Source organism: Trinickia terrae (assembly GCF_005144415.1).
GTDB classification, from domain to species: Bacteria; Pseudomonadota; Gammaproteobacteria; order Burkholderiales; family Burkholderiaceae; genus Trinickia_A; species Trinickia_A terrae.
In genome coordinates this window covers 213614-229901 of the sequence record NZ_SWJE01000015.1, presented here as the reverse complement: position 1 = coordinate 229901, position 16288 = coordinate 213614, and the positions used below count along the sequence as shown (strand labels likewise).

The window sequence follows — 16288 nt, the reverse complement described above, 5'->3', positions numbered from 1 at the left end:
GGTATCATCGGCTTTCGTGCGAAAGTTCACGACCCAACCTTGGAGGTGTGCATGAAAGGGAATCTGGTCATCGTCTGCCGGGATCAGGACGCCGCGGCGTTCGACCTTCTGCTGACCGACTACGGCTCGTTCCAGACCCGCCTGTCGTCGACGGCGTGGTACCTGAAGCTCGACGTGGCGCCGGAAGCGATCCAGGAGGAGATCCTGGCGAAGCTCGGCAAGTACACGACCCACTACATCTTCGAGGCCGACAGCGTCACCTACAACACGGTCGACAGCGAAGCCGCCGCCGCGCTCAATACGCTGTTCGCGGAGTAGGCGCAACTCAAGCCTGCCGGCTCATGCCGAAGGCAGGCCCTGTCGATCGGAGTTAGTGCCTCAGCACTTACTCCGATCCCATGCAAAGCTAGTCTCCACGGGCGCCGGCAAGGCGCCCGCTCTCACCAGACCGCTTCGGATTCCGCAGCCGTACGCGGCAGTGCCTCGAACGGGAACGTCATCAGCACCCGCAAGCCGCGGCCTTCCTGGTTGCCGATCACGCATTCGCCGCCTGCGCGGCGCACGAGCCGCTCGACGATCGCGAGCCCCAAGCCGCTGTGCCCGTTGCCGCCGCGCGCCGGATCGAGCCGCACGAATGGGCGGCTCGCATTCATCAGATCCTGCGGCGCGATGCCCTGGCCGTGATCGCTGACCGACAGCGTCCAGCCTGACGGCGTGCGCGCGGTCTCGACGTGGACGGGCGGCACGCCGTATGCATGCGCGTTTTCGAGCAGGTTCGAGAGAATCCGGTCGAGTGTCGCGGCGGGGAGGCGGAAAGCCGGTCCGGCGGTCAACTCGGTCTGTACGCTCGGCGCGCCCGGCGGCACCGCGCGATAGCTGCGCGCCACGCGCTCGCACTGCTCGTCGACCTCGACCGGCTCGCTGCGATCGATGCCGCCGTTCGCAAAGACCAGGAACTGGTCGACGATGTGCGCCATCGAATCGACGTCGCGCACGACGCCATCGCGCATCTTGGCCTCGTCCATCATCTCGGCGCGCAGCCGCATGCGCGCGAGCGGAGTCTTCAGGTCGTGCGCGACGCCGGCCAGCATCACGGCGCGGTCCTTCTCGGTGCGCGAGACTTCCTGAACCATCTGATTGAAGCCGTGCGTGAGCTGGCGCAGCTCGCGAGGCCCCCGCTCCTTGAGCGGCGGCACCGGCTGCCCGCGGCCGAACCGCGTCACCGCGTGCGCGAGCGAGGTCAACGGCTTCTGCAGCCGCCACGCGACGAGCAGCGCGCACATCACCGCCAGCGAGAAAATCGACGCGAGCCAGATCACCATCTGGTCGAACGGCCGCGGCGAGCGCAGCGGCTGAGCCGGCACCACGATCCACTTGCGGTCGCCCGCCTCGTGAACCCATAGCGTGGGCGGCCGGCCCGGCACGCCGATGCGCACGTCGGAGCCCGGCGGCATGCGGTCTCGCACGTCGTCGACGAAGCGCTTGAGCGGCGCGGATAAATCGGGATTCACCGAGGGAATGTCGGGGCTCCCCGGATCGACGAGCCGCACGCGCGACGGCAAGGGCTGGTCGGGCTCATGTGCGACGTGCTGGCGCACGGCGTCGACGAGGAAGGTCGCTTCTTCGACCGCGTAGCGCGTCTGGAACTGGTTGCGCTCGAAGCGGATCAGCAGGAACCACGCAAAATGCGAAAGCAGCAGGACGGCAATGACGAGCAGCGCCAGCCGTCCAAACAGCGAATCAATTGGCCGGCGCATTTTGCTCGCCGTCGGGCACGAAGACATAGCCGCGCCCGCGCACAGTCTGGATGAAGCGCGGCGTCGACGGGTCAACCTCGAGGATGCGGCGCAGGCGCCAGACCTGCACATCGATGCCGCGGTCGGTGCCGTCGTACTCCGGCCCGTGCAGCAGTTCGAGCAGGCGTTCGCGCGTGAGCGTGCGCATCGGATGATTCACGAAGATCTTCAAGAGCGCGAACTCGCTGCCGGAGAGCGTCAGCGGCTTGCCCTCCATGTTCAGCGTGCGCGACTGGAAGTCGAGCTGGAAGCGCCCGAACAAGAACGGCTCGCGCTGCTCGGGCGCCGCCGACGGCACCGTGCGCCGGCGCCGCAACACCGCCTGCACGCGCGCGAGAAGCTCGCGCGGATTGAACGGCTTGCCGAGGTAGTCGTCCGCGCCGAGCTCGAGGCCGACGATGCGGTCGACGTCGTCCGCGCGGGCGGTCAGCATGATCACCGGGATGTCGTCGCCCGCCGCGCGCAGCTTGCGCAGCGCGGTGAGGCCGTCCACGCCCGGCATCATCAGGTCCAATACGATCAGGTCGGGGCGCTCGCGCTCGAGCCGCCGCTCGAGCGAGCCGGCGTCGTGCAGCACCGAAACCTCGATGCCCTGTTTGACGAGGTAGTCGCGCAGCAGATCGCGCAGTTCGGAGTCGTCGTCGACGACAAGAATTTGAGTAGCCATGAAACGAAGTTTAACGCGCGCCGCCCGGCCATTCGGTGAGCAAACCCGCTAAAGGGTTACGGGGCGTTACTGCGAAAGCGCCCCGTAATGCAGCGTAATACCCCCTCTTCTGCTCGTAACACGCCGCCGGCGCCGGCTGTCTAGCCTATGTCCAACCGATGGCACGCCGCGCCAACATCGAGCGCAGCGGTCGCATCGTCGGCTTTATCTTTCTTGGGAGTCTTCGATGAAAAACAAAATCTCGCGCCTTCTCGCCATTACGGCCGCCTCGCTCGCCGTGACGTTCGGCGCCGCCTACGCCGCCCAGGGCGACATGCCCATGGGCGGACCCGGCGGACCCGGCGGCTGGCACCACGGCGGCTTCGAAAAGCAGCTGAACCAGCTGCATGCCCAGCTCAAGCTCTCGCCGGATCAGGAAAAGCAGTGGCAGGACGCGCTCAACACGATGAAGCAGAACCGCGATGCGGCGCGCAAGAGTCACGAGCAGATGCACGACCAGTTCAAGGCGATGCAGCAGCAGCCGATCCTCGACCTGAACGCGCTGCACGACGCTCACGTGAAGGCGCAGCAGCAGGATGAGCAGCTGCGCGAACAGACCGCGCAAGCGTGGCTCGCCTTCTATAACGGCTTGAACGACCAGCAGAAGACCATCGTCAGCACGGCGCTCAAGCAGCACTTCGCGAAGATGGAGCAGTTCCGCGAGAAGATGGAACAGCACTGGGAGCACCACCACCAAGACAAGGGTGCGGCATCGGACGCGATGCCGGCGCAATAAGAGAACGGCCCCACCTGCCCCCGAGGGGTGGTCAGTGCGCTTGGGGCGGCCCGGCGCGCATTGACGCCGGCCGCTTCGGCGCCGCCGGCAACGGCGGCGCAGGGCCTGGGAGCATGAAAGCCTGAAACGGGGTCCGCAACCTGGAGCGGCCAGCGCCGCCGCCGAGACAACGCCATGTGCGCATATGTTGCGTCACGTGGCGTTTTTTTATGGCGGCGTGTGCCATCGGGTAAAATACCGCGCTTTTCGTCCTCGAGTCCTTACGGACCCCCGACGAAGCCGGTGCCCGGCGCACAATTTTGGCCACCCAGGGCCTGTTCTCGCTGACAACAGGTCCTAGAATAGCGGCGACTTCCTATGTTTCTTCAAGGCTACGGCCCGCTGATCCTCGCGGGCACCTGGCAGACCGTCAAGCTGGCGGTCCTCTCGCTCGCCTTCGCATTCGTGCTGGGCTTGATCGGCGCGGCGGCAAAGCTGTCGAAGAACCGCATCAGCTACGGCGCCGGCGCGCTCTATACGACGCTCATTCGCGGCGTCCCCGACCTCGTGCTGATGCTGCTGCTCTTCTACAGCATCCAGATCTGGCTCAACAACCTGACCGACATGCTCGGCTGGGACCAGATCGACATCGACCCGTTCGTGGCCGGCGTAATCGTCCTCGGCTTCATCTACGGCGCGTATTTCACCGAGACCTTCCGCGGCGCGTTTCTCTCCGTGCCGCGCGGCCAGCTCGAAGCGGGCGCCGCCTACGGCATGACGGGCTGGCAGACGTTCTCGCGGATCATGTTCCCGCAGATGATGCGCTTCGCGCTGCCCGGCATCGGCAACAACTGGCAGGTGATGGTCAAGGCGACCGCGCTCGTGTCGATCATCGGCCTCGCCGACGTGGTCAAAGCCTCGCAGGACGCCGGCAAGGGCACGCTGCGCTTTTTCTTCTTCACGCTGCTGGCAGGCGCGATCTATCTCGCCATCACGTCGGTCTCGAACCTGGTGCTGCTCTGGCTCGAGAAGCGCTATTCGATCGGCGTGCGCAAAGCGGACCTCTAAGCGAGACGGCAGGCGAATCCATGATCGAGCTGATTCAAGAATACTGGCGCAACTATCTATATAGCGACGGCTACCGCCTGACCGGCGTCGTGATCACACTGTGGCTGCTCGTGGTGTCGATCGGCCTGGGCTTCTGTCTTTCGATCCCGCTGGCCGTTGCCCGCGTGTCGAAGAGGAAGTGGCTCTCGAGCGCGGTGTGGCTGTATACATACATCTTCCGCGGCACGCCGCTCTATGTGCAGCTGCTGCTCTGCTACACGGGCCTCTACAGCCTCGAAGTCGTGCGCGGCAACGAGCTGCTCAATGCGTTCTTCCGCGACGGCATGCACTGCACGCTGCTCGCCTTCACGCTGAACACCTGCGCCTACACCACCGAGATCTTCGCGGGCGCGATCAAGTCGACCGCCTATGGCGAGATTGAAGCCGCGCGCGCCTACGGGATGTCGTCGTTCACGCTGTACCGGCGCGTGATCCTGCCGTCGGCGCTGCGGCGCTCGCTGCCGCTCTACAGCAACGAGGTGATCCTGATGCTGCACGCGACGACGGTCGCCTTCACGGCGACCGTCCCCGACATCCTCAAGATCGCGCGCGACGTGAATTCCGCGACCTATATGTCGTTCCAGGCGTTCGGCCTCGCCGCCCTGCTCTACCTCTCGATCTCGTTTGCGCTCGTCGCGCTGTTCCGCCGCGCCGAGAAGCGCTGGCTCGCGTATCTGCGCCCGCAAGGCAAGTAACCTGAAACGACATACCCGCCGCGCTCGCCAGGTGCGCGGCCCGACGTACCTGACATGAATTCCCCGATGCACAAGCTTTTCGTCGACGATCTGCACAAACACTACGGCAACCACGAGGTGCTCAAAGGCGTGTCGCTCAAGGCCAACGCCGGCGACGTCATCAGCATCATCGGCTCATCAGGCTCGGGCAAGAGCACGATGCTCCGCTGCATCAACTTCCTCGAGCAGCCAACCGCGGGGCGGATCTTCGTCGACGGCGAGGAAGTCCGCACGCAGAAGGACAGGGCCGGTGCGCTGCACGTATCCGATCAGAAGCAACTGCAGCGCATGCGCACCAAGCTCTCGATGGTGTTCCAGCACTTCAACCTGTGGGCGCACATGAACGTGCTCGAGAACGTGATCGAGGCGCCGATCCACGTGCTCGGCGTGCCGCGCCGCGAGGCCGAGGAGCGCGCCCGGCAGTATCTGGAGAAGGTGGGGCTCGCGCCGCGCGTCGAGAAGCAGTATCCGTCGCATCTGTCGGGCGGGCAGCAGCAGCGCGTGGCGATCGCCCGCGCGCTCGCGATGAACCCCGACGTGATGCTGTTCGACGAGCCGACCTCGGCGCTCGATCCGGAACTGGTCGGTGAAGTGCTGAAAGTGATGCAGAAGCTCGCCGAGGAAGGCCGCACGATGATCGTCGTGACGCACGAGATGGGGTTCGCGCGCAACGTGTCGAACCACGTCGTGTTCCTGCACCAGGGACGCATCGAGGAAGAAGGCCGCCCGGACGAAGTCTTCCAGAACACGGAAAGCGAGCGACTCAAGCAATTCTTGTCGGGCAGCCTCAAATAAATGCGGCATTGAGCCGGGTTCGACACGATTTTTACAAGGCGCTTTCAGCGCCTTTTGTTTTTCTTCGCTTACTAAAAATCCGGCCTTTTAGCCGAGCCACCCCCGCCAAACAGGCGCGATTAGCCGCCTACTCCCGGCTAATCCCACCGTCAATAGTGAAATTCCTTGACCCACCTGTCTGTGAATTGCCCATCCCTTGTCAGACAAGGATTTTCGGCACCCTTAGCGTGCCCACTGCGGCGCCCTGACCACACTGGTATTGCAATTTAGAGACACCAGCTAGCCGAACTACGATTTTCTTCGCCACAGAAGTGTATTTTTGCTAAATTAGTAACCAAAGTAGCAAAACAAAGTTCTTGAAATGTAGTTTTACTTCAAAGCGCAGAGGGGACACCGGTCGCTCGAAGATCGGGAACTGCGACGGACGCCTGGCCCACTACACGCGCCGTGCTCGGGGACAACCGCCACACGGCACAGCGCGTCGGCCTTTCGCAGATCTCCCTGGATAAAAATTCCCGCCCGGCGTTTGCGCGCCGGGCGCTATCGCAGTAGTGGCTTGACTTTTGACAGGGTAATGGAGGAGATGATGAAGAAAGCTTTGCTCGCCGCGGCGCTCATGTCTGCAGGCGTAATCGCACACGCACAAAGCAGCGTGACGCTGTACGGGCGCCTCGACGCAGGCATTGAATATATGAGCGGTCTGTCGAACGGCAGCAGTTCGGTAAGCCGTTGGCGTGCCGAGAGCGGCGACTGGGGCACCAGCCTCTGGGGCTTGAAGGGCGCTGAAGACCTCGGCGGCGGCACGAAGGCGGTGTTCCAGTTGGAAGGCTCCTTCAACACGATGAACGGCACTAACAACGTCGGCCAGATCTGGAATCGCTGGGCAACCATCGGCTTCGCGAACGACAACTACGGTACGTTCCTGCTGGGCCGCGAGCTCTTCATCTCGAACGGCATTTGGGACTTCGACCCGATGGGCCAGTCGGCCTGGTCGACGGCTTCGCTCGTGCGCGGCCGCAACTGGCCGCAGTCGAGCAACAACCTTTCGTATCAGTCGCCGAAGTGGAACGGCTTCGACGTCTACGGCCAGTACTCGCTGTCGAACTCGACAAGCTGGAACGGCGGCAACGGCGCGGCGCAAGGGCGCGAAGACGGCCTGCAACTGACCTACACCGCCTCGCTCTTCCAGGTTCGCGGCCTCTATGACGAAATCCGCAACCCGGCGAACGGCTCGCTGAACGGCGGTTCGACGAGCGGCGCGTTCAACTATTCGCGTGAGTACATGGCGATGGCGAACGTGTTCCTCGGCCAGTTCAAGGTGCAAGCCGGCTACAACGCGGTCCGCTCGTCTGGCCAGACGAGTTCGGTGCAACCGAGCTCGCTCGACCAGGAATGGGGCGGCCTGACGTGGCAAGCCACGCCGGCAGCCGCGCTGATCGGCGCCGTCTATCACGTCAACGCCAACAACGGCGGCGGCAACGCGACGATCTACACGATCGGCGGCACGTACAACCTGTCGAAGCGCACGCTGCTCGACTTCCAGGCCGCGACGGTTCGCAACAGCAAGACTGCCAACTTCGGACTCGAGGCAAACAGCGCGGGCGCGGGCAGCTCGTCCAACGACAACCCGCTGGTTGGCCACAGCCAATCGGGCGTGTACGCAGGCATCCAGCACTCGTTCTAATCGAACGGTGTAATCAGAACAGCTTCACTACAAGTTTCACGCTGCTGCGAGAGGCGCGTATCGGTGCGGTGTCCGACAAGGGCATCGCACCGTTTTTTCGTTTACGGCGCCCGGCACGAGACGTGAACGCGAGGCCCAGAAACGCCACGGGCGCGCCGCCCGAAGGCAGCGCGCCCGTACATTCCGGCAACTACACCGCCATCACACCGCCGCTTCGTTCTCCTCCCCGGTCCGGATGCGGATGACACGCTCCACGTCCGTCACGAAGATCTTCCCGTCGCCGATCTTGCCGGTGCGCGCCGCGCCGATGATCGCGTCGATGACCTGATCGCACTGCGCGCTTGCCACCACCACTTCGATCTTCACCTTAGGCAGGAAGTCGACGACATATTCGGCGCCGCGGTACAGCTCCGTGTGACCTTTCTGGCGCCCGAAGCCCTTGACCTCGGTCACGGTGAGCCCGGTGAGCCCGACCTCGGCCAGCGCCTCGCGCACTTCGTCGAGCTTGAACGGTTTGATGACGGCGGTGATGCGTTTCATGGCGTGCCTCCTCGCAAGCGAATGGAAATAATGGTATGAGTTCGATTCTACGCCGCGCCGTGTGCCGCGATGCGAGCGGCAGCACACGGCGCGAGCCAAGCCGGCGTCATTCTACGGGTTCGGTGTAGCGCGACGTGATCGGATAGCGCCAATCCCGCCCGAACGCGCGGTGCGTGACGCGAATGCCGATCGGCGCCTGGCGGCGCTTGTATTCGTTGATCTTGATGAGGCGCGTGACGCGCTTCACGTCGTCGGCCGCGAAGCCCGCCGCGACGATCTCGCCCAGCGATTTGTCCTCTTCCATGTAGAGCCGCATGATTTCGTCGAGGACGTCGTACGGCGGGAGGCTGTCCTGGTCGGTCTGGTTCTCGCGCAGCTCGGCCGACGGCGCGCGCGTCAGGATCCGCTCCGGGATGATGTCGCCCTTTTCGAACGCCGTGGCGGCGTTGCGGTAACGGCAGAGGCGGTAGACCAGCGTCTTCGCGATGTCCTTGATGACGGCGAAGCCGCCCGCCATGTCGCCATATAGCGTGCAGTAGCCGACCGCCATCTCGCTCTTGTTGCCGGTCGTCAGCACGATCGAGCCGAACTTGTTCGACAGCGCCATCAAGAGCGTGCCGCGGATGCGCGCCTGGATGTTCTCCTCGGTGGCGTCTTCGGCGCGGCCCTCGAACTCCTTCGCGAGCGAGCCGCGGAACGCGTCGAACATCGGCGCGATCGCGATTTCGTCGTAGCGCACGCCGACGCGCCGCGCCATCTCGGCGGCGTCGGTAGTGGAGATATCCGCCGTGTAGCGCGACGGCATCATCACGGCGCGCACGCGGTCGGCGCCGAGCGCGTCGCAGGCCACCGCCAGCACGAGCGCCGAATCGACCCCGCCCGAAAGCCCGATGATCGCCCCCGGAAAGCCGTTCTTGCCGATGTAGTCGCGCACGCCCATCACGAGCGCCGCGTAGACCTGCGCCTCGAGCGGCAGCTCCGGCGCGATCTCGCCGGGCAGCGGCGTCGCGCCGTCGAACTCGACGATCGCATGGCCTTCGACGAACTGCGGCATCTTCGCGACCATCTCGCCGTTGGCGTCGAGCACGAACGAGCCGCCGTCGAACACGAGCTCGTCCTGCGCGCCGACCATGTTCACGTAGATCATCGGCAGGCCGGTCTCGGCGATCCGCGCGCGCAGGATGTCGACGCGCACCGCCTCCTTGTTCAGGTGATACGGCGAGCCGTTCGGGATCACGATGACCTGTGCGCCCGCGGCCTTCGCGATCTGCGCGGCCGACGCGTGCCACGCGTCCTCGCAGATCACGACGCCGTACTTGACGCCGTCGAGCGTGAACACGAACGGCGCGGGGCTGGCCGCGAAGTAACGCTTTTCGTCGAACACTTCGGTGTTCGGCAGCTCCTGCTTCACGTAGGTGCCGGCGATCTTGCCGTCGACGATCAGCGACGCCGCGTTGTACGTATCGACGGGCGGCAGGCCGCGCTCGATGGGCCGGTTTGCATTACCATGGCCGCTGGCGCCGCCCGCACCCTCGCGATGCGGATGGCCGACGATCACATGCAGGCCGGCAAACGGCTCGAGCTGCTCGGCGAGGTCGGCGAGCGCAGCCGCGCTGGCGGCGTAGAACGCCGGGCGCAGCAGCAGGTCTTCCGGCGGATAGCCTGAGAGCGCGAGCTCGGGCGCGACGAGCAGCTTCGCGCCGTCGGCGTGCGCGGCGCGCGCGGCGGCGACGATCTTCGCGACGTTGCCGGCAAAATCGCCGACGGTGACATTGATTTGAGCAAGTGCGATTCGGGTTTTCATGTCAGTACGTGCAGGGCCGCCCCAAACGTACTGACCGCCCCCTCGGGGGGCAGCGAACGCAGAGAGCGTGGGGGTAGTCTCATATCAGTTCGATAGCTGGAGCCGGCTTCCTGGCGATTGCTCGCGATTGCGAAACGCCGCGGCGGCAAGCAACATGAGAGGCAACGGGCGCCGCGTCGCCGGACCAAGTGGAACAGTCACACCGTTGAAACAAGAACGCTTCGATTATCGCATGGGCCTTCTCGCGTCTCCTCTCGAGGTCGACGCGGCGGAATGGAACGGCCTGCTCGCGCGCCAAGCGCAGCCCACGCCGTTCCTCAGGCACGAATTCCTGAGCGCGCTCACGACCGCGCAGTGCGCGAGCGAGCACGCAGGCTGGGCGCCGCGCTTCGTCACGCTGACGGACACTCGCACCGGGCAGCTCGCCGCAGCGTCGCCGCTCTACCTGAAGAGCCACTCGTACGGCGAATACGTGTTCGACTGGGCTTGGGCCGACGCCTACCAGCGCCACGGGCTCGCCTACTACCCGAAGCTCGTCTGCGCGGTGCCGTTCACGCCGGTGCAGGGCAACCGCATGCTCGCCGCCGACGACCACGCGCGCCGCCAGCTCGCGGCCACGCTGGTCGCGCTGGCCAGGCAGATGGACGTGTCGTCGCTGCACGTGCTGTTTCCGACCGAAACCGAAACGCACGCGCTGACGGAGCTCGGCATGATGCAGCGCGAGGGCATCCAGTTCCACTGGCTGAACGACGGCTACCGCGATTTCGACGATTTCCTCTCGACGCTCGAGCAAAAAAAGCGCAAGAACATCCGCGCGGAGCGCCGCAAGGTGCGCGAGGCAGGCATCACGTTCCGCCGCGTGCGCGGCGAGGACGCCACCGACGCCGACTGGCGCTTCTTCAGCAAGTGCTACCGGCAAACCTACCGAGAGCACTATTCGTCGCCATATCTAAACCTCGAGTTCTTCCGGACGATCGGCGCGACGATGCCCGAGAACCTGCTGCTCGTTATCGCCGAGTACGAAGGCAAGCCGATCGCGAGCTCGCTCGTCGTCTACGAGCGCAACGACGCGACGGGCGGCACGCTCTACGGCCGCTACTGGGGCGCGCTCGAACACGTGCCGTGCCTGCACTTCGAGACCGCGTACTACCAGCCGCTCGAATTCTGCATCGAGGAGAAGCTCGACCGCTTCGAAGGCGGCGCGCAAGGCGAGCACAAGATGGCGCGCGGCTTTTTGCCGACCATCACACGCTCGGCGCACTGGCTCGCGCATCCCGCCTTCGAGGATGCTGTCGGGCGCTTTCTCGCGAACGAGGCGAACCTGATTCACGCTCATGTCGACGAGCTGCGCGAGCACAATCCGTTCAAGACTTGATGCGATCGACGCCCTGGTTTCTCTACCTGATCGAATGCTCGGACGGCAGCGTCTACACGGGCATCGCCACCGATGTCGCGGCGCGCTATGACAAGCACGCGAGCGGCGCCGGCGCGCGCTATACGCGCTCGCGCAAACCGGTGGCGCTGCTGGCGTCGTTCGAGGTGGCCGATCGCTCCAGCGCCTTGCGCGCCGAATATTGGGTGAAGCGGCTGGCGCCGAAGGAAAAGCGTGCGCTGGCGGCGGGGGCGCGGACCCTCGAATCGGTGCTTCCTCCGGTGCCGCCTGAGCCGCCGGTGGAAGACGAGGCCGCCTGAAAAGCCGGGCCCAATGAGAAACCGCGCGGCCCTTGCGGGCTCGCGCGGTTTTTCTCTATCGCAAGGCTAGGCGGCGGCTCTCGCCGCCCAACCGCTTACTTCTTGAAGTTCGCAACGCCGTCGGTGATTTCCTTCTGCGCGGCTTCCAGGCCGACCCAGCCCTCGACCTTCACCCACTTGCCCTTCTCGAGCGCCTTGTAGTTCTCGAAGAAGTGCTTGATCTGGTCCTTCAGGTACTCGGGCACGTCGTCGATCGACTTCATGTGCGCCGTCATCGGGCACAGCTTGTCTTGCGGCACGGCGACGAGCTTCGCGTCGACGCCCGATTCGTCGGTCATCTGCAGCATGCCCAGCGCGCGGCAGCGCACGACGCAGCCGTGCACCAGCGGGAACGGCGTGACGACGAGCACGTCGACGGGGTCGCCATCGCCCGACAGCGTCTGCGGAATGAAGCCGTAGTTCGCCGGATAGCGCATGCCCGTGCCGATGAAGCGGTCGACGACGAGCAGGCCCAGGTCCTTGTCCGCCTCGTACTTCACCGGATCGCTTTGCGCCGGGATTTCGATGATGACGTTGAAGTCGTTGGGGATGTCTTTGCCTGCGGGGACGTGATTGAAGCTCATGACGTTCTCTGAAGAAAGAGGAAGGAAATTCGTGAAACACGGCCCTGCCGCCGCGGCGCCGCGCTGCTGCCGGAATGACGCGCCCGGCAGACCGGACAGGAAGAATGCGCCATTATAGCCAATCGGCCATGCTGACCTGACCGCCGATCGGCGCGATAATCGACGCTCGTTTCCCTCTCGATCGAATCACGGCGCAAGCCGGCGAGGAGTGTGCATGGAAGACGCGAAGCATTTCATCGGAGGCGGCTGGGCGGCCGCCTCGGGCGGCGAGACGATCGCTGTCATCGATCCGTCCGATGGCGAGACGTTTGCGCAGATCGCGCGCGGCAACGCGGCCGATATCGACAGCGCGGTCGCCGCCGCGCGCGCCGCGTTCGAAGGCGCATGGGGGCAGTCGAGCGCCGCCGAGCGCGGGCGTGTGCTGTACCGGCTGTCGATGCTCGTGACCGCCTGCCACGAAGAGCTCGCGCAGATCGAGGCGCGCGACACCGGCAAGCCGCTCAAGCAGGCGCGCGCCGACGCCGCCGCGCTTGCGCGCTATTTCGAGTTCTACGCGGGCGCCGCCGACAAGCTCCATGGCGAGACCCTGCCCTATCAAGCCGGCTACACGGTGCTGACGATCCGCGAGCCGCACGGCGTGACGGGCCACATCGTGCCCTGGAACTACCCGATGCAGATCTTCGGGCGCAGCGCCGGCGCGGCGCTCGCGGCGGGCAATGCCTGCGTGGTCAAGCCGGCGGAAGATGCGTGCCTGTCGGTGCTGCGCGTCGCGGCGCTCGCCGCCGAGGCGGGGCTGCCGCCAGGGGCACTCAACGTCGTCACGGGCTTCGGACACGAAGCGGGCGCGGCGCTCGCGCGCCATCCGGGCATCGACCACATCTCCTTCACCGGCTCGCCGGAGACCGGCAAGCTCGTCGCGCAGATGGCCGCCGAAAACCACGTGCCGGTCACGCTCGAGCTGGGCGGCAAGTCGCCGCAAATCGTGTTCGCCGATGCCGATCTCGATGCCGCGCTGCCGACGCTCGTGTCCGCGATCGTGCAGAACGCCGGGCAGACCTGCTCGGCGGGCAGCCGGGTGCTGATCGAGCGCGCCGCGTATGAGCCGCTGCTCGAACGGCTCGCCGCGCGGTTCCGCGAACTGCGTGTCGGGCCGAGCCGCGCCGACCTCGATTGCGGGCCGCTCATCAACGCGAAGCAGCAGCGGCGCGTATGGGATTTCCTGTCGGACGCGCAGCACGACGGCATTCCGATGGCCGCGCAAGGTGAAATCGCCGCCGATGCGCCCGAGAGCGGCTTTTATCAAGCGCCGGCGCTGCTGCGCGACGTGCCGCCCGGCCATCGTCTCGCTCGCGAAGAGGTGTTCGGGCCGGTGCTTGCCGCCCTGCCCTTCGACGACGAAAACGAAGCTGTCGCGCTGGCCAACGGCACGCCATACGGGCTCGTCGCGAGCATCTGGACGCGCGACGGCGCGCGCCAGCTGCGTCTTGCCCGGCGCGTGCGGTCGGGACAAGTGTTCATCAACAACTATGGCGCGGGCGGTGGCGTCGAATTGCCGTTCGGCGGCGTCGGGCATTCGGGCCATGGGCGCGAGAAGGGCTTCGAGGCGCTGTATGGATTCACCGTGCTGAAGACGATCGCGATCAAGCACGGGTGATCTCGCGTCGCTCGGAAAACCGGCAGACAGCAGGCGCACCTGACACAACGCACCAATCCAAATAAAGACAAGGAGACAGCATGCGACTACAAGGCAAAACGGCCATCGTCACCGGTGGCGGCTCGGGCTTCGGCGAAGGCATCGCCAAGACCTATGCGCGCGAAGGCGCGAACGTCGTCGTCAACGACCTGAACGCCGCCGCGGCCGAGCGAGTGGCGAGCGAGATCGCGCTGGCGGGTGGCAAAGCGATCGCCGTCGCGGGCGACGTCACGAGTCAAGCCGATTGGCACGCGCTGCGCGCGGCCGCGATCGAGGACTTCGGCAGCGTGCAGATCGTCGTCAACAACGCGGGCGCCACGCACCGCAACAAGCCGGTGCTCGAAGTGAGCGAAGCGGAGTTCGATCGCGTCTATGCCGTGAACGTGAAAGGGCTCTACTGGAGCGTCCAGGAGTTCGTGCCGTATTTCCGCGCGCAAGGCGGCGGCGTGTTCGTCAACATCGCGTCGACGGCGGGCGTGCGGCCGCGCCCCGGCCTCGTCTGGTACAACGGCAGCAAAGGCGCGCTGATCGTCGCCAGCAAGGCGCTCGCCGCCGAGCTCGGCCCCGACCGGATTCGCGTGAACTGCGTGAATCCGGTCATCGGGGAGACAGGCTTGCTGACCGAGTTCATGGGCATGGAGGACACGCCCGAGAATCGCCAGCGCTTTCTCGCCGGCATCCCGCTCGGGCGCTTTTCGACGCCGCAGGACATCGCCAACGCCGCGCTCTATCTGGCGTCGGACGACGCCGAGTTCGTCACCGGCGTCTGCCTCGAGGTGGATGGCGGACGCTGCGTCTGAAGTCGCGCGGCGCGTGGCATTCAAGGCAAGGATGACGGCGCCGGGCGAATGAGCGATCATCGTCGCGGCGCCTTCGGCAGCACGAGCGGCAGTACCTGCGCCGTCGATCCGGCGGCCAGCTTTCCACATAAAAACGAGCTTTGCATGGGATCAGAGTAGGCGCCAAAGCGCCAACTCCGATCGACAGGAGACATCATGGCAAGTCCAACAGACCATCTTCCGCTTCCCGGCGCCGGCGCGCCTTCGACGTTCGAGGAGGCGACCTACCGCAAAGTCGCGCGCCGACTCACGCCGCTCCTGTTGCTGTGCTACGTGGTCGCGTACCTGGACCGCGTCAACGTCGGCTTCGCGAAGCTGCAAATGGCCGCCGACCTGCAGTTGAGCGACGCCGTCTATGGCCTCGGCGCGGGCATCTTCTTCATCGGCTACTTCTTCTTCGAGGTGCCGAGCAACCTGATCCTGCACCGCGTGGGCGCGCGCATCTGGATCGCGCGGATCATGGTCACGTGGGGCATCATCTCCGCGCTGACGATGTTCGTCACGACGCCGACGATGTTCTACGTGATGCGCTTCCTGCTCGGCCTCGCCGAAGCGGGCTTCTTCCCAGGCATCATCCTCTACCTCACCTACTGGTATCCGGCCAACCGGCGCGGGCGCATGACGACCTGGTTCATGACGGCGATCGCGCTGTCCGGCGTGATCGGCGGGCCGATCTCCGGCTACATCCTGAAGACCTTCAACGGCGTGAACGGCTGGCACGGCTGGCAGTGGCTGTTCCTGCTCGAAGGGCTGCCGTCGATCATCGTCGGCGTGCTGGTGTTCTTCGTGCTCGACGACCGGATCGGCAAGGCCAAGTGGCTTACCGGCGAGGAAAAGCAATTGCTCGAGCGCAACATCAAGGCCGAGGACGCCGAGAAGGACGATCCGCCGCTCGGCGCAGTGCTGACGAGCCCACGCGTGCTGCTGATGAGCCTGATCTACTTCTCGTTCGTGATGGGGCTCTACGGCGTGAGCTTCTGGCTGCCGACGATCATCAAGGCGACGGGCGTCACCGATGCGCTCGCGATCGGGCTCCTGTCAGCGATTCCGTTCGCGGCGGCGGTAGTCGCGATGCTGCTGATCGCGCGCAGCGCCGACCGTAAGCGCGAGCGGCGCTGGCACGTCGCGCTGCCAGCGGCGGCGGGGGCCGTGGGGCTGGTGCTGTCGGTGACGTGGGCGCACAACACGGCGCTGGCGATGACGGCGCTGACGCTCGCGACCGCGGGCATCGTGACGACGCTGCCGCTCTTCTGGAGCCTGCCGACCTCGTTCCTGGCCGGCGCGGGCGCGGCGGCCGGCATCGCGATGGTCAACTCGATCGGCAACCTTGCGGGGTTCCTCAGTCCCTATGCGGTGGGCTGGCTCAAGCAGGCCACCGGCGCAAACGACTCGGGCATGTACATGCTCGCGGCGTTCATGGTGCTCGGTGGGTTGCTGGTGTTGAGCGTGCCGGGGCGGATGGTGAACAAATAGCGTCGTGAAACTGATTGCCGCTTGCTAGCCAGCGAGCGGCAATTGGCTAGGGGTATTCGGAGAATTCGATGAAACCTCGCCAAGGCC

The 16288-nt window shown here is 65.4% G+C and carries 16 protein-coding genes; 11 read left to right on the top strand and 5 right to left on the bottom strand.

Features of this window, described 5'->3' with window-relative positions:
* The first annotated feature begins 51 nt into the window (after positions 1–51).
* Entirely contained in the window at positions 52–318 is a 267-nt protein-coding gene (locus tag FAZ69_RS25600; RefSeq protein WP_136897885.1) for a double-stranded DNA-specific endonuclease, read from the top strand.
* 122 nt (positions 319–440) lie between these two features.
* On the opposite strand, the gene FAZ69_RS25595 is transcribed toward FAZ69_RS25600, so the two are convergent.
* Together FAZ69_RS25595 and FAZ69_RS25590 are read right to left on the bottom strand one after the other, a co-directional pair.
* On the bottom strand, positions 441–1757 hold the full coding sequence (locus FAZ69_RS25595; protein WP_136897884.1) for an ATP-binding protein: 1317 nt from the start codon (positions 1755–1757) through the stop codon (positions 441–443).
* Positions 1741–2463, bottom strand: coding sequence for a response regulator (locus FAZ69_RS25590; RefSeq protein ID WP_136897883.1), 723 nt, complete (start codon positions 2461–2463; stop codon positions 1741–1743). The genes FAZ69_RS25595 and FAZ69_RS25590 overlap by 17 nt, the downstream gene beginning before the upstream one ends.
* 226 nt (positions 2464–2689) lie before the next feature.
* Between FAZ69_RS25590 and FAZ69_RS25585 the strand changes: the two genes are divergently transcribed.
* The 5 genes from FAZ69_RS25585 to FAZ69_RS25565 all read left to right on the top strand — a co-directional run bounded on the left by FAZ69_RS25585 (position 2690) and on the right by FAZ69_RS25565 (position 7537).
* Positions 2690–3238, top strand: coding sequence for a periplasmic heavy metal sensor (locus FAZ69_RS25585; protein ID WP_136897882.1), 549 nt, complete (start codon positions 2690–2692; stop codon positions 3236–3238).
* A gap of 357 nt (positions 3239–3595) precedes the next feature.
* The gene (locus tag FAZ69_RS25580) at positions 3596–4285 is read left to right on the top strand and encodes an ABC transporter permease (RefSeq protein ID WP_136897881.1); all 690 of its coding nucleotides are present in this window, start codon (positions 3596–3598) and stop codon (positions 4283–4285) included.
* Between the two features lie 20 nt (positions 4286–4305).
* Positions 4306–5019, top strand: a complete 714-nt coding sequence (locus FAZ69_RS25575; RefSeq protein WP_136897880.1) for an ABC transporter permease — start codon at positions 4306–4308, stop codon at positions 5017–5019.
* 54 nt (positions 5020–5073) lie between these two features.
* Entirely contained in the window at positions 5074–5853 is a 780-nt protein-coding gene (locus tag FAZ69_RS25570; protein ID WP_136897879.1) for an ABC transporter ATP-binding protein, read from the top strand.
* Positions 5854–6439: 586 nt separating this feature from the next.
* Entirely contained in the window at positions 6440–7537 is a 1098-nt protein-coding gene (locus FAZ69_RS25565) for a porin (RefSeq protein WP_136897878.1), read from the top strand.
* 201 nt (positions 7538–7738) lie between these two features.
* On the opposite strand, the gene FAZ69_RS25560 is transcribed toward FAZ69_RS25565, so the two are convergent.
* Positions 7739–8077: a P-II family nitrogen regulator gene (locus FAZ69_RS25560; RefSeq protein WP_124150032.1), complete on the bottom strand. Its 339-nt coding sequence runs from the start codon at positions 8075–8077 to the stop codon at positions 7739–7741.
* Between the two features lie 106 nt (positions 8078–8183).
* The gene (locus FAZ69_RS25555; RefSeq protein ID WP_136897877.1) at positions 8184–9881 is read right to left on the bottom strand and encodes an NAD+ synthase; all 1698 of its coding nucleotides are present in this window, start codon (positions 9879–9881) and stop codon (positions 8184–8186) included.
* Between the two features lie 205 nt (positions 9882–10086).
* On the opposite strand from FAZ69_RS25555, the gene FAZ69_RS25550 reads away from it, so the two are divergent.
* Positions 10087–11256 (top strand): GNAT family N-acetyltransferase, encoded by a 1170-nt coding sequence (locus tag FAZ69_RS25550; protein WP_169708759.1) that lies wholly within the window; start codon positions 10087–10089, stop codon positions 11254–11256.
* The gene (locus FAZ69_RS25545) at positions 11256–11573 is read left to right on the top strand and encodes a GIY-YIG nuclease family protein (RefSeq protein ID WP_136897875.1); all 318 of its coding nucleotides are present in this window, start codon (positions 11256–11258) and stop codon (positions 11571–11573) included. Before FAZ69_RS25550 ends, FAZ69_RS25545 begins: the two co-directional genes overlap by 1 nt.
* A 95-nt stretch (positions 11574–11668) precedes the next feature.
* On the opposite strand, the gene ppa is transcribed toward FAZ69_RS25545, so the two are convergent.
* Positions 11669–12196, bottom strand: coding sequence for an inorganic diphosphatase (gene ppa, locus FAZ69_RS25540; RefSeq protein WP_136897874.1), 528 nt, complete (start codon positions 12194–12196; stop codon positions 11669–11671).
* A gap of 214 nt (positions 12197–12410) precedes the next feature.
* Here ppa and FAZ69_RS25535 point away from each other — a divergent pair, with 214 nt between their 5' ends.
* From FAZ69_RS25535 to FAZ69_RS25525, 3 genes are all read left to right on the top strand, one after another.
* Positions 12411–13850, top strand: a complete 1440-nt coding sequence (locus FAZ69_RS25535; protein WP_136897873.1) for an aldehyde dehydrogenase family protein — start codon at positions 12411–12413, stop codon at positions 13848–13850.
* 80 nt (positions 13851–13930) lie between these two features.
* Entirely contained in the window at positions 13931–14689 is a 759-nt protein-coding gene (locus tag FAZ69_RS25530) for an SDR family oxidoreductase (RefSeq protein WP_136897872.1), read from the top strand.
* 195 nt (positions 14690–14884) lie between these two features.
* Positions 14885–16201, top strand: a complete 1317-nt coding sequence (locus FAZ69_RS25525) for an MFS transporter (protein ID WP_136897871.1) — start codon at positions 14885–14887, stop codon at positions 16199–16201.
* The last annotated feature ends 87 nt before the right edge of the window (positions 16202–16288 follow it).

Bases quoted from the DNA above. Each gene is read 5' to 3' on its own strand.
- FAZ69_RS25600 (WP_136897885.1), top strand. From the start codon at position 52: ATGAAAGGGAATCTGGTCATCGTCTGCCGGGATCAGGACGCCGCGGCG.
- FAZ69_RS25595 (WP_136897884.1), bottom strand. From the start codon at position 1,757: ATGCGCCGGCCAATTGATTCGCTGTTTGGACGGCTGGCGCTGCTCGTC.
- FAZ69_RS25590 (WP_136897883.1), bottom strand. From the start codon at position 2,463: ATGGCTACTCAAATTCTTGTCGTCGACGACGACTCCGAACTGCGCGAT.
- FAZ69_RS25585 (WP_136897882.1), top strand. From the start codon at position 2,690: ATGAAAAACAAAATCTCGCGCCTTCTCGCCATTACGGCCGCCTCGCTC.
- FAZ69_RS25580 (WP_136897881.1), top strand. From the start codon at position 3,596: ATGTTTCTTCAAGGCTACGGCCCGCTGATCCTCGCGGGCACCTGGCAG.
- FAZ69_RS25575 (WP_136897880.1), top strand. From the start codon at position 4,306: ATGATCGAGCTGATTCAAGAATACTGGCGCAACTATCTATATAGCGAC.
- FAZ69_RS25570 (WP_136897879.1), top strand. From the start codon at position 5,074: ATGAATTCCCCGATGCACAAGCTTTTCGTCGACGATCTGCACAAACAC.
- FAZ69_RS25565 (WP_136897878.1), top strand. From the start codon at position 6,440: ATGAAGAAAGCTTTGCTCGCCGCGGCGCTCATGTCTGCAGGCGTAATC.
- FAZ69_RS25560 (WP_124150032.1), bottom strand. From the start codon at position 8,077: ATGAAACGCATCACCGCCGTCATCAAACCGTTCAAGCTCGACGAAGTG.
- FAZ69_RS25555 (WP_136897877.1), bottom strand. From the start codon at position 9,881: ATGAAAACCCGAATCGCACTTGCTCAAATCAATGTCACCGTCGGCGAT.
- FAZ69_RS25545 (WP_136897875.1), top strand. From the start codon at position 11,256: ATGCGATCGACGCCCTGGTTTCTCTACCTGATCGAATGCTCGGACGGC.
- ppa (WP_136897874.1), bottom strand. From the start codon at position 12,196: ATGAGCTTCAATCACGTCCCCGCAGGCAAAGACATCCCCAACGACTTC.
- FAZ69_RS25535 (WP_136897873.1), top strand. From the start codon at position 12,411: ATGGAAGACGCGAAGCATTTCATCGGAGGCGGCTGGGCGGCCGCCTCG.
- FAZ69_RS25530 (WP_136897872.1), top strand. From the start codon at position 13,931: ATGCGACTACAAGGCAAAACGGCCATCGTCACCGGTGGCGGCTCGGGC.
- FAZ69_RS25525 (WP_136897871.1), top strand. From the start codon at position 14,885: ATGGCAAGTCCAACAGACCATCTTCCGCTTCCCGGCGCCGGCGCGCCT.